This window comes from Pedobacter nyackensis (assembly GCF_032678475.1).
Classification (GTDB): Bacteria; Bacteroidota; Bacteroidia; order Sphingobacteriales; family Sphingobacteriaceae; genus Pedobacter; species Pedobacter nyackensis_A.
The window spans coordinates 122,534-136,004 of record NZ_JAVTSF010000007.1 but is presented as its reverse complement, the minus strand read 5'-3'; the positions used below and the strand labels follow the sequence as shown (position 1 = coordinate 136,004).

Below are 13,471 nucleotides of genomic sequence, written 5' to 3'. Positions count from 1 at the left end.
TAAATTTAGTCATTATTTAAAGGGCAATGGATATTTTACAAACAGTTTACGATGAATTAATTGGTTTCTTTGGTATTAGCGGTATCATAAAAATGGTACAATCCGGTGACTACGGAGCACTATCAACATTAAGTGGCATACAGAGTGTCATTTGGCCTATTATACCTTTTCTCTTGCTTATAGAAATAATAAGGGCAGTTTTTTATAAACGTTTTAAAATCGACGACTACAAGATACCTTTTCTCGTATTTGTGTTAAATCGTGTTATTTCCAGGTTCATATCAATTGCGGCTGTCGCATTCTGCATCGGCCTACTTCAAAAATGGGCCATTTTCACCACAACGTTTACCTGGTACTGGTTTATTTACGGATACATAGTATGGGAATTTTCTCACTTTATCTATCATTATTTCGGGCATAAAGTTAGAATTTTATGGTGCCTACATTCCACACATCATGCACCGCAACAGATGAACCTTACAGTCAATTTCGCTCATTTCTTTTTGGAAGCCCCTTATGCTGATATAGTTCGTACGTCAATCTGTATATTACTGGGTGTTAATCCGGCATTACTATTTTTCATTATGTTCGTTGATGGTTTCTGGGGATCCTTTATCCATGTCGGGGAGAATATCATTAAAGATGGCAGACTCGGATTTTTAAATAAGATTTTACTTACCCCCTCTCATCATCGGGTCCATCATGCAAAAAACCCGCTATACATGGATACTAATTTTTGCAACCTTTTGAACATATGGGATAAAGTTTTCAAAACTTATCAGGATGAACGAAAAGACATTCATATCGAATATGGTATCACTCGAAAAATGAACCCAAATAGTTTATGGGATGTCTATTTTGGCGAATTTATTTGTTTGGGTAAAGACATGATTGCTGCACCTAATCTCAAAACGGCATTATTGTACATTGTTATGCCTCCGGGATGGAGCCATACAGGTAGCCATCAAACAGCCAAAATAGTGCGCAATTCGTTTATAGCAGAAGAAAATGAAAATAAAGTAGTCAGTATAAATAAAGATCAGGTTAATGAGAATATTTTAGAACCTAATCTGGAGCGCGTTTAAACAAACCTTATACCCCAAAAACCTTTATTCAAATTCTATTATTCTAGGGTGGGATTAAATGTCCCACCATCCCAACCGACATTCTGAACCAGGTTGGGATTCTTATCAATCTCAACTTTATTAATTGGAAAAAAATAATAGGTATTGGGTGTTGACATCACATTTGTACCATTTCCCAAAAGCGGTAACACATTATAAATGAAATCCTCTGGCTTAAGTAAATAAGCCCCGCCATCGGCAGGCTTTTTCCCTTCCCGTAATGTTGCCAGCAAACCATTTTTCCTCATTCCATCTATTATATTTAAGCTCCTTGTTCTTCGTAAATCATCAAAACGCTTCCCCTCAAAAACAAATTCAATTCTACGCTCTCTGTGTATTGCTTTTCTCATATCATCCTTACCCAAGTTAGCCCCAAAGCCATATAGATTGTTTGCGCCCGGATCAATACCTGCCCGTTTACGAATACGCATCAATATATCTAATGCTTCATTAAATTTCCCAGTTTCGTTTGCCGCTTCCGCAAAATTTAATAAAACTTCTGCATAACGAAGTTCTATCCAATCCGTTTCATTATTAGTTACATTTGTTTGTTCCAACGTAGGGTCCATACCTTTTAGCGGATAAAATCCTGTTCTGGGATAATTCTGTCCGGGACCAAACATATCATCTTGATGAGCTACCCCTGCGGCTGTATATTGTTTACGACCAGTTTTACCACTTAGTTCATAAAGTGCTCCATTATATACAATAGACGCATAAAATCTCGGGTCCCTATTCATCCAATAGGTCTGCAGATTGTAAGTGTAAGTCGGCGAAGTTCCGATCTGAAAACCGTCTTTCATTGGATAAGCCTCAATCATTTCCCATATAGGCTGATCTCCACCAGTCGAATTTTTTGATTCACTTAATGGTCTGCAACTATCTTCTCGTCTTCCGTTAGCTTTACTTGTCTTTTTGAATATGACGCTAAATATTGTTTCTTTATTCCCTTTATTATTTTTTGACCAAATACCGGCATAATCAGGATTTAAGTCATATCCCAGAACTGCCAGCTGATCCTTTGCCTGTTTATTTGCCTCATAAGCTTTTGCCCAGTCTGTATTACCATATGGATTTGTCGGATGAAACTGTGGACTAGCTTTATATAGTAAAACCCTACCTAAAAAAGCCAATACTGTGGCCTTATCTATTTTCCCTCTATTATCCCCGGTATATTTATCCGGCAACAAGGTTGCAGCCTTTTGAAGATTCGATTCTATAAAATCAAAACACTCTTTAGTTGAATTTCTTTTAACCCTAAGCTCGTCATTTATCCCTTGTGGTTTATCAATAATTGGCACTCCACCGTGATAAATAACTGTATTAAAGTACAAAAAAGCACTCATAAAATATGCCTGCCCTTTAATAGGGTCTTTAATTGACGCGGATAATCGACCCTTATCTATTTCACTAAGCAAAATATTTATATTCCTTACTGTTGCATAGGGCCATCTTTTAAATGCATCACTACTAGTATTTACCGCATCAACCTCAAGATTACCAAATAATTCATCAGCATTACGGCCGTTATCAACTGGCCAACCACCAAAAACATTGTGATATATATTATTTAAATAAGCCTGTGCCAATTGTGGATCATTCCAAACTTTATTTGGATCAAATGCTGAAACATTTTCTACATCAAGAATTCTCTTACACCCCAATATGGATAAGAGGAAAGCTAAAAGACACACGATATAGTTTATATTTTTCATACTATTTGTATTAAAAGATAATATTTAATCCTCCTGTGAATGTTTTCATAATCGGGTACGAATCCAAAGCCAACTGCTCAGGGTCATGTTCTTCAAAGGCACTTAATGTAAGGAGGTTCGTTCCGGTAAAAAATACCTGAGCTTGTTTGATTCCAATATTATTCATCCATTTCGTAGGAAAACTATAAGAAATGTTAACATTTTTCAACCTTAGATAAGCACCATTTCTAATCCAAAAAGATGAAGGCGCAAAACCTAACTCTTGATATCCCCAATCAATAATTTTAGGATATTTACCATTTGGATTTTCAGCTGACCAGGCATCTGTCCAAAGGCCAAAATAGGGTCTATCAAACTGAAACACTCCACCCTCAACCGTATTTGCGGTAGAAACTATTTTATCATAAGAACTTACACCTTGTAACAGAATCTCAATTTTAATAGCTTTCCACCCTGCGGATAAATACGCACCATAATTGACACGGGGAATCTGATTAGTTGAAAGATAGGTTTCGTCATTTACATCAATTTTCCCGTCAGGCCCCTCAGCATAATTCGCTCCACGAATATCCTTAAATAATAACGCTCCAATCATAGGATCTCTGCCAAACTGCTTAAAACCTTTGATTTTAAGCTCATCAACAACACTTTGATCCCTAATAATCCCTTCAGAAATATACCCCTTCAATCTATTAGCTGGTTGCCCAATTCGACTGCGCCATGTTCCCTGCAGCGCCTCAGGTTCATCATAAACTACCCATTTATCTTTAGCATAGCCTATATTTGCACCAATGGAATAAGAAATGGCTCCAATCTTATTATTATATTCCAAACTAAAATCAAAACCACTTACATCTTTTTTAGCATAATTTACTTGTGGTAGAACCGCGCCTAAAGTACCTGGTAACGTTTGTACTCTTGTTTGAAATATATCTGATATCCTACGCTTAAAATAATCAAACTCCCCATTTAACTTACCTTTAAACATTCCAAAATCAAGCCCAACATCATATGAACTTGTCTTTTCCCAGGTGATGTCTGGATTAGGAAATATTCCCGGTGCTATTCCAAGTTCGTAGTTGTCTCCAAATACATATGAGGAGGCCGAATAATACCTATTTTGCCATTGATAAGCCGGAATACTGCCATCAACAGTACCATCGTTTCCTGTTGTACCGTAAGACCCCCTTAATTTTAGTTCATTAATAAAATTGACATCAAAGAACTTCTCTTTTGATATACGCCAGGCTGCCGATGCCGATGGAAAAAATCCGAAACGATGACCTGGTTCAAATATATAAGATCCGTCTTCTCTGAAGGAAAACTCAGCAATATATTTAGAATCATACTCATAATGTACTCTTCCAATCAGTCCCAATCTTGCATTGGCATTTTCAACGCCAATAAAGTATCTGTCAGAAGCATCTGGCGAAGCCGATATTATTTGATCAATATCGCTTGATATGAGTCTGCCGGCTGAACCCGATAAGACTTTAGAACTACCTTCACTTTGTTCATATATTAAATTACCCGAAATATCATGCTTACCAAAAGTTCGGCTGTAATTCAAGAACCAGTTTAACTGGTATGAATCTGCAAAATTTACGTTTTCAATTACTTTTTCTAAATCATTACTCAAATTGTGAACATTAGGGTTCTCAAGATCCAGACCTACCGGCAAATAGTGCCTGGTGCTTACCCCATCGCTCATAAACTTTATGGGATAAGAAGTATTAAATTTGACGAAAGACTTATTGTTTCTAGTATCAACACTATAATTCCCCATAACACTGGTACTTAAACCAGGAACGAACGAAATTTTTAAATCAATATTTAAAATACCATTTAAGGTGTTATAAATTGTCTTGCGGTACCCCGCATTGTAGATCGTTTCCACAGGATTCCATCCGCCACTTCCGATAGCAGGAAATCCCTCCGGATCTAATCTATCAGTGGCGGTACCATCTAACCTGGCATAAAATGGAAAAAGCCTGGACCAATTGAAGGTGGTTCTATAAAAATCTTGTACTGTTTGACTTTCCTCTTGATCATACGGCCAATAAAACCGATTGAGCTTACGTCTGTAACCACTCAAATTCAAGCCTATTTTTAAGTTCTTAGAAATGCTTGCCTCTACTTTACTTCTAAAATTGTATCTGTCATATTCTGTATTTTTAAAAGAGCTATTTGCTTCATTAACGCCTAGCAACATAAAATATTTAACATCCTCACCTCCACCAAGGACCTCCAGATCATATTGTTGAGCGCTCGGATTTCGCCATATGTAATCCATCAGTTGATACGACTTATCTTTATAATAATCAAAAGCAGGCTGTCCATAAGGTAAAGTACCAACTACCTGGCCTGCTATTTCCTGCTGATGCTTATATTGATTATTCTTAAATATTAATTCGTCTATTGCGTTATATGATGGGATTGGTCTTGTTGTACGATCTGTAGAAACATAAGATTTAAGCGCAAACTCAGCCTTTTGGTTATTCTTACCCGACCTTGTTTTCACCAACAACACACCATTTGCAGCTCTTGAGCCGTAAATGGCTGCGGTCCCTGCATCTTTCAATAAAGTGATCGACTCGACCTCATTTGGATCCAGCAAATCGAAATCTATTCTGGAACCTACGACATTATCAATCACCACCAAAGGGTACGTACCCCCCGTACCTGAACCAACTCCACGAACCAGGATATTCGAGTTCGCACCAACAAATCCGGAATTATTAACAACCTGTGCCCCAGATAAACGACCTGCAAGCAAATTAGATAAACTCGAAGTTGGCGTCAGTTGTATCTCTTTTCCATTAACAGTCGACACAGCCCCCGTAACACTTGTCTTTTTCAGGATTCCGTAGCCAATGGAAATCATCACATCTTCAAGATCAATTAACTTAACAGACATATTAATGACCATATTTTCAGAGATGACCTTGACCTGTTCCGTATTATAGCCCAGAAAAGAAACGATAAGTTCTGCATGCTCATCAACACCACTAATAAAAAAGGCACCAATTGTATCAGTAATGGCTTCCTTTGAGCTTCCCATTATCCTAATTGTAGCTCCAATCAAGGGCTTTCCATTCTCATCTAAAACACGTCCCCCAACATCCTTTGTTGTACCCGAAGAAATACGACCAACGGATATAGGATCTCGTTCCCGGAGAACAATTGTCTTATCCTCAATCGTGTAACTCAATGGTTGATTTTTCAAACTAATTTTAAGCACCATTTCCAGAGGAACATCTTGAAAATCGGCGTCAAAGTTGGTCCTGTTTTTTAGTTTTTTCACGGACCAGATAATACCATATCCGGTTTGTTTGTTAATCTCGTCGAAAAGCTCCGACAATGATACATTTTTCTTTACATAGGTAACCCTTTGCGCAAAATCCCTTAAAGGATTCAGCAGCATGCCAGCCATTAAAAGAATAATAGTTAACTTCATTGTCAACCTCTATTTTATTCATTTTCTATCCTTAACAAGGATGGTTCTTCCCTTAAGTTCAAACGATGCTTCACCCGTAAGTTCGAGCATTTTCAACACCTTAGAAACACTTGTATATTTTGTCATAACTCCCCCAAATTCAATGTTTTTAAGCAATGGAGACTGGAATTCTACATCTACATTATACCATCTTGACACCTTCCGCATAATGCTTTCAAGGGTTTCGGTTTTAAACCTGAAGTCTCCGTTCTTCCATGCTATGATGTATTCCAGATCAGCCGGTATCACTTTTATAACCCCATTTTCATTTATTGCCTGTTGTTTGGGCTTTAACAAAGTACCATTTACATCTACACTTCCTTCAAGGAGGGTAGTTCGTGTTCCGCCTTCATCTTTATAACTGTTGACATTAAAATGAGTTCCATACACAGAAACAACCTGACCATCTGACACCACTCTGAAGGGCTTCTTTTTATCTTTAGCAACTTCAAAATAGGCTTCTCCCGATATGAAAACTCTGCGTTCTTTTGATGGAGAAAAATTAACCGGAAATTTAATCGAAGATGCAGAATTTAGCCACACATGAGAATCGTCAGGTAAAATAACCTGATATTGTTCTCCTCTCGTAGTGCTTAGCGTGTAATATTCCAACGCTGCAGAGTTCTTACTTCCTATTTGTTTATAAATCAATTCCCCCTTTGAATTTTTCTGTACTTCCGCTCCTACTGCTTTCAATAATTCTCCACTAACTGTCGAAGAAAGTAAAATTCTTTTTCCATTGGTTAGCGTTAAAGTAGCCTTACTGTTCCCTGGCCCAATATCATTTCTATTTACTTTTGTAACCTGCTCAGCTGCCCCCCTATCACCTTTAAAATACAGTAATCCAGCACCTACAGCAAAAATAAAAAAGACTGCAGCAGCAATACCTTTCCATAAGCTAAATGTTCCTGACCGCTTCGTACCTATGTCTTCTTTTATCCTGTTAAAAATAGCTTGTCCATGTGCCTCTTCGTTACTTGCATGCGAAGTCGAGACTTCTAAGGGTTCCTCAGTAATTTGATTAAACCAGTGGTCAAACTCATTCTTTTCTTTCTTGGTAAGATTACCCTGAAGATACTTAAGGGCAAGCTCCTCGAGCCTGATCTTATCCGTCGTTTTTTTCATCTTTCTACCTAAATATACATTGATAAGTACCCTGTCTCAGCCAAATGATGCAAAATATATACATTTTAAAGCAGAAAACTAAAAAGGATGGTGTGCAATCCGGCACGAAGTATTTTTTTTGTCCGGACCAGATTAGAATTAACTGCCTTTTCTGACATCCCCATTTCATAAGCAATCTCCTTGTAACTTTGTCCCTCTTCCTTATTTTTACGATAAATCAGGGCACTTTTTTCTGGGAGCTTGTTAATCATTTCCTCGAGGGCAGAACGAAGTTCGTCAAAATCAAGATACTGTTGAGTAGAATCATCCAACAGATCATAAGCCAAGCCATTGTTTTCTTCAGCTAATCTTTTAATTCTTTCTCTGTTTAAAAACTTCAATACCCTGTATTTTATAGATACAATTAAGTAATGTTTAAACTCCGACTTAATATCCAGCTCCGCTCTTCTTTTCCATAGAGACACAAATACATCCTGTACAATATCTTCTGCAACTATCATATCACCCGTTTTTTGAGTAGCATAATAAAGCACCTGTTTCCAATACCGGTTATATATTTCTGCAAATGCATTCTCGTTACCCTCACAAATCAATGCGAGCAACTCCGAATCAGTAAAATCAGGATATGCCTTCATAATAATTATCCCTCGATTTGACTAACAACTTTACCCTTACAATTCCACTAACACAATATCGCTTATAAACGAAATTATAAATTACAAAAAAACATTTATTAAGAATTTTCATCAAAACATTAAACTAATTTGTCAGGTATTCGAAAGATAACGATAATTCTTCTCAATACCTTATCGTAAATTACAAACTGGCAGCCCCCTGAAATATAAAAAAAGAAGCTGTCTCTAAAAGTTAGGAGACAGCTTCTTACAACTAAATAAAATGATATACTTCTTTATAATTCAGGATTGAATGTACCACCCCAGGCAGTATTCTGCTTTAGATTCGGATTTTGATTAATGTAATCCAACGGAATGGGAAAGAAGTAATAAGTATCAGGCACTACCATTGCCGTAGGTCCCGAAGTGATCAATTCCGTAACGGTATACCCAAAATTCTCAGGCAATAGTGAATAGGCAGCTGCGCTACTATTATCCGTTGGAATTAGCTGATCAGCAGTACGTCCGTTGACCGTAGTGGCCATCATACCATATTTGTGTATACCATTTAATTTGGTCGCAAATAAGCGATGACGGCGTAAATCCCAGTAGCGTTTGCCTTCAAAAGCAAATTCTATATACTTTTCATCTAAAATAGCAGTCCGCATCTCCGTACGATTCATTCCTATTTTTAATCCGTACATATTATCCGCCCCAGGTAAAATACCGGCACGTTTTCTTATAGCAATTAAAATGGCTAATGATTCATTACCATGTCCGGTTTCATTTGCACTTTCAGCCAGGTTAAACAAGACTTCCGCGTACCTCATTTCATTCCAATCATAATCACTGGTTGTAGGTGGTGCTGGTAAAGCTAAATTCAAACCTTTAGTAGTAAAAAAACCTGTCCTATAATGATTCTCACCTTGAATTGCAAAGCCAAAAGCATCAAGTGAAGATGCTATATTCTTCATAGTGTATTGACGGCGTCCTGCTTTACCACTTAGCGCAAAAGGAGCTCCATTATAAACTATGGTTTGGGCAAAACGTGGATCTCTATTTAACCAGAAACGTTGTTCATTATAGGTGTATGCAGAAGTAGGATCGGTTATTTTTTTACCGTCTAACATCGGATAGGCTTGCACAAGGGCCCAAATGGGTTGATCACCTCCTGTCGCATTTTTCGATTCTGAAAGCGGACGAACAGCATCATCAGCCCGTAAATTTGTTCTACCGGGATTAAGGCCAATTACCGACAGAATACATTCTTTATTACCTTTTACTGTAAAAACATCGCTGTAACTATCCAATAAGCCATAGCCGTTTGCATCTAAAAAAGTTTTTGCAGCAGTATTCGCCTGATAGGCAGCGGCCCAATATTGATTATCGTACTGGTTGCCGGGATTAAATTGCGGAGATGCTTTGTATAACAAAACCCTTCCTCTAAACGCCTTTACCGTTGCCTGATCTATTCGTCCCCTGTCATTTCCACTGTATTTTGGAGGTAAACCCGCTTCCGCATCATTCAAGTCCCCTTCGATAAAAGTAAAACATTCAGCAGTTGAATTTCTAGATACCTTTAAATCATCATCTAAACCCTGCGCCTCTTTAATAATTGGTACCCCACCATGAAAAACTACGGTTTTAAAATATAAAAATGCACGCAAAAATTTGGCTTGCGCTACTAAATTGGTTTTAGTCGCATCAGGTAAGGTACCTGCAGGAATTGAATTTATAAATATATTTAGCTTTCTAATCTGTACATAAGGCCAAAAAAATCTTGAACTATTTGGTGTAATGGCATTTGCTCCGGTAATGCCACCACTTTCATCCGCAGAATTACCATCGTTTAGAGGCCAGCCTCCAGGTAGCGAAGTCCCATACAAATTAGCTAAATAGGCATTTGATTGTGCAGCATTGTTAAAAACACCATCTGCTGGATACTGACCTAAATTTTCTGCCTCATCCAGAATTTTATTACAACTACTAAAAACTATTGCTATAATAAATGTACATAGCAATGTATATAAATTGAATTTAAAACTTTTCATAATTTTTATAGATTAAAATGTAACATTTAAACCTGCTGTATATGTTTTCATTAAAGGATAAGAATCCAAACGCTCTTGTTCGGGATCGTGCTCTTTAAAGTCTGAAATGACAAAAAGGTTCGTGCCGTTAGCAAATAACCGTACTTTTTGCAAACCAATATGTTTAACCCATTTAGCAGGTAATTCATAACCCAAATCAATGTTCTTCAAACGAATATACCCCCCATTACGGATCCAAAAAGTCGAAGGTCCGCCTCCAACATTCTGATCACCAAATAAATCAGAGGCCATTGGATATTTCGCATTAGGTGTTTCAGGAGTCCAGTAATCTTTAGACCATATTTCAAAATATGGCCTGTCGCCTGTCTGGAATACACCTCCAGATGAAGTATTACCTGTACTCACTATTTTGTCATAGGCAGCTACACCTTGAAACAGTGTAGACAATGAAATCCCTTTCCAGGCTACACGAAAACCAAAGCCGAAATTTATACGTGGAATTGCATTATCAGATAAGAAAGTCACATCATTATCGTCCACTTTACCATCAGGCCCTTCTGAGAAATTTGCGCCTCTGATATCTTTGTATAAAATATAACCCAATTTTGGTTTAAGACCATATTGTGTATAGGTAGATGGTAGTGCATCTAATTGTGCCTGAGTGCGAATTATGCCTAATGATTCCAGGCCAGATATTCTATTGTTAGGTTGGCCAATCACACTCCTCCAGTTGTTTAAATAAGTACCATCGGTATAAGCAGCAGGTTGATCAAAAACATCCCACTGATCTTTCGAATAGCCCATATTCGCAAAAACTGAATAATCTATTTCTCCTTTGGTATCGCTCCAGCCGGCAGAAAATTCAAAACCTTTCCAGGATCTTTCGGCGTAATTTACAGCAGGCAAAGCTGCACCTAAAGTATTAGGCGTAGAAGCTAATCTTGCAATTAAAATATCTGAAGTTTCTTTAGTAAAATACTCTACAGAACCGGTTAACCTATTATTAAAAAGGCCGAAATCTAAACCTATGTTCAGCATTTTTGAGGTAGCCCAGGTTACATTTGGATTAGGTAAAGTACCTGGGGCAAGACCATCAGCCAGACTTGATCCAAAAACAGTACCGCTGGCTTTATTAAAATATTGGGCCCATTGAAATGGAGCAATCGCATCTGATGAAATACCAGCTAAGTCATTACCCGAGGTACCAAAGGATCCACGCAGTTTTAATTCAGATAACCATTTTATATCCTTCATAAAATCTTCCTGACCTAAACGCCAGGCAGCTGAGCCGGAAGGGAAAAAGCCCCATCGAATGCCCGGTGCGAACCTATAATTACCATCTTCACGGAATGAAAATTCTGCTATGTATTTGTCCGCATAACTGTAATTTACCCGTCCAATAACCGAGGAGCGTGTTTCTATACTTTCCCGACCTGAAAAGGTGCTATTAACCGCATCATCCGATGCGTTAAAAAGTTGATCAATATCATTGATAAGGAGCTTTTGGCGCATCCCATTCAAACTTTTAAAATTTGTTCTCGCTTGCTCATAAACAGCCATAGCATTTATGGCATGTTTACCTATAGTTTTATTATAGTTTAAAAACCAATTTAAAGTATAACCATCGCCCAATCCAAATCCTTCCCGAATATTTGGATAATTATTACTCATCGTGTGAATATTAATTTGTGTGGGATTGATTGGCCCCGGAACGTATTTATTATTTGGGCTATTGGGGTTCGATTGAAATTTATAAACCTCATTAAAAACAACAAATGATTTCATGTTATTGTCATTGGCATTATATTGAGCCTGGAGTGCTGTGGATAAGCCCGGCACATATTCACCTAAATCCAAATCAAATTTCAAAATTCCATCAAGCGTACGTAGCTTATTATGAATATAAGCCGGACTGTTGTTTACGGCCCAAACAGGACTCCATGAACCCGCAATAACTGGTAAATCACTGGTATTGGTTGATGGATTTCCAACAGCATCTACATAAAACGGATACAAACGGGTCCAGTTAAAAGTGGCGCGATAAAAATCTCCAACGGTATTACTTGCAGGATCATCATAAGGCCAATACCATCTATTGAAATTACGTTGGTTACCACTAAGGTTTAAGTTAATTTTTATTCTTTCTGATACCTTAGCTGTAATGTCACCACGAAAATTATATCGATTAAAATCTAAATTATTATATGAACCATTTTCGTCATGATAGGCTAAGTTCATATTGTATTGAATGATTTCAGATCCTCCTCTTAGCCCTATATTATGTTCCTGAACACTTGGATTCCGCCAAATGTAATCGTTAATGCTATAACTTTTATCTTTAAAATAATCGAAAAGTTCCTGACCAATGGGTTCAGGGACTCCCTTTCCTCTTGCCACATTATTGTTGTACCTTAATTCTTCGGTGGCGGTAAAATCTTGCTGTGGTTGTGTTGTTTTCGAAAATGAAAAAGAGTTTGAATAATCAAAAGTCGGCTTTTGCACAATACCCTTTTTAGTGGTAACCAAAACAACTCCATCCCCTCCTTTAGAACCGTAAATAGATGCCGTTGCAGCATCTTTTAAAATACTAATACTTTCTACCTCATTCGCATTTAACGCATCAAAATCCGCTTTCGTTTTGATGATCCCATTAATCACATAAAGTGGTTCAACAGAACTACCCCGCACACGAATACTTGAGGCAGCCCCTGCTAAACCCGATGAACCTACAATTGTAGCCCCAGGTAAACGCCCTGCCAATGCATTTGATAAATTACTAACTGGAATACTAGTGATATCAGTTGTTTTAATTGTGCTAATGGCTCCGGTTAGATTTACCTTCTTTTGTGTACCATAACCTACTACAACTATTTCCTCTAGATCTTTATCATCTTCTTCTAGTGTAATCGTCAATACTGTTTTCTCATTTGAAACAGTAAGCTTTTTGGAAGTGTAACCAATAGCACTAAAGGAGATTATATCCCCGGAATTTGCCTCGATTTGAAAATTGCCATTTTGGTCTGTTTGTGCAGAAGCACCCGTGCGATCAACCTTAATACTAATTCCAGGTAACCCAATCCCTTTATTATCGACCACTTTCCCTTTAATAATTGCAAAAGCAGTACTGTGTGTGTGTGTTAACAGTAGATCCAATGTTTCATTGAGATGCACTGTTTTAGGGTCAACATTTTTTTCGTTGTCATTTGCTCTTGATTTTACAAATACCGGGCGGAGTAGTTCGGTTGCTTCTGAAGCAAAACTTCCACTCAATAATGCAAGCATAGAAATAGATGCCCTACTAAAAAGTAAATTTTTAAGTTTCATACATTTGGTTTATTTATTTCTT

At 37.5% G+C, this 13,471-nt stretch carries 7 protein-coding genes; 1 reads left to right on the top strand and 6 read right to left on the bottom strand.

Annotation, left to right across the window (positions count from 1 at the left end):
• Positions 1 to 26 precede the first annotated feature (26 nt).
• Positions 27 to 1,085, top strand: a complete 1,059-nt coding sequence (locus R2Q84_RS20460) for a sterol desaturase family protein (RefSeq protein WP_316818462.1) — start codon at positions 27 to 29, stop codon at positions 1,083 to 1,085.
• A 38-nt stretch (positions 1,086 to 1,123) separates the two neighbouring features.
• Here the strand turns inward: R2Q84_RS20460 and R2Q84_RS20455 are convergent, their stop codons facing one another.
• The 6 genes from R2Q84_RS20455 to R2Q84_RS20430 form a co-directional block, all read right to left on the bottom strand.
• A complete protein-coding gene (locus tag R2Q84_RS20455) occupies positions 1,124 to 2,839 on the bottom strand; it encodes a RagB/SusD family nutrient uptake outer membrane protein (protein ID WP_316818461.1) in 1,716 nt (571 codons plus the stop codon).
• Positions 2,840 to 2,849: 10 nt separating this feature from the next.
• The gene (locus R2Q84_RS20450; RefSeq protein ID WP_316818460.1) at positions 2,850 to 6,296 is read right to left on the bottom strand and encodes a TonB-dependent receptor; all 3,447 of its coding nucleotides are present in this window, start codon (positions 6,294 to 6,296) and stop codon (positions 2,850 to 2,852) included.
• Positions 6,297 to 6,314: 18 nt separating this feature from the next.
• Entirely contained in the window at positions 6,315 to 7,460 is a 1,146-nt protein-coding gene (locus tag R2Q84_RS20445) for a FecR family protein (RefSeq protein ID WP_316818459.1), read from the bottom strand.
• Between the two features lie 65 nt (positions 7,461 to 7,525).
• On the bottom strand, positions 7,526 to 8,095 hold the full coding sequence (locus R2Q84_RS20440) for an RNA polymerase sigma-70 factor (RefSeq protein WP_316818458.1): 570 nt from the start codon (positions 8,093 to 8,095) through the stop codon (positions 7,526 to 7,528).
• A 275-nt stretch (positions 8,096 to 8,370) separates the two neighbouring features.
• Positions 8,371 to 10,125 carry a RagB/SusD family nutrient uptake outer membrane protein gene (locus tag R2Q84_RS20435; RefSeq protein ID WP_316818457.1) on the bottom strand — a complete coding sequence of 585 codons (1,755 nt, stop codon included), beginning with the start codon at positions 10,123 to 10,125 and terminating at the stop codon, positions 8,371 to 8,373.
• A 12-nt stretch (positions 10,126 to 10,137) separates the two neighbouring features.
• On the bottom strand, positions 10,138 to 13,449 hold the full coding sequence (locus R2Q84_RS20430; RefSeq protein WP_316818456.1) for a TonB-dependent receptor: 3,312 nt from the start codon (positions 13,447 to 13,449) through the stop codon (positions 10,138 to 10,140).
• Positions 13,450 to 13,471: the final 22 nt, after the last annotated feature.

Coding starts and splice junctions, on each gene's coding strand:
- R2Q84_RS20435 (WP_316818457.1), bottom strand. CDS start 10,125: ATGAAAAGTTTTAAATTCAATTTATATACATTGCTATGTACATTTATT.
- R2Q84_RS20460 (WP_316818462.1), top strand. CDS start 27: ATGGATATTTTACAAACAGTTTACGATGAATTAATTGGTTTCTTTGGT.
- R2Q84_RS20430 (WP_316818456.1), bottom strand. CDS start 13,449: ATGAAACTTAAAAATTTACTTTTTAGTAGGGCATCTATTTCTATGCTT.
- R2Q84_RS20450 (WP_316818460.1), bottom strand. CDS start 6,296: ATGAAGTTAACTATTATTCTTTTAATGGCTGGCATGCTGCTGAATCCT.
- R2Q84_RS20445 (WP_316818459.1), bottom strand. CDS start 7,460: ATGAAAAAAACGACGGATAAGATCAGGCTCGAGGAGCTTGCCCTTAAG.
- R2Q84_RS20440 (WP_316818458.1), bottom strand. CDS start 8,095: ATGAAGGCATATCCTGATTTTACTGATTCGGAGTTGCTCGCATTGATT.
- R2Q84_RS20455 (WP_316818461.1), bottom strand. CDS start 2,839: ATGAAAAATATAAACTATATCGTGTGTCTTTTAGCTTTCCTCTTATCC.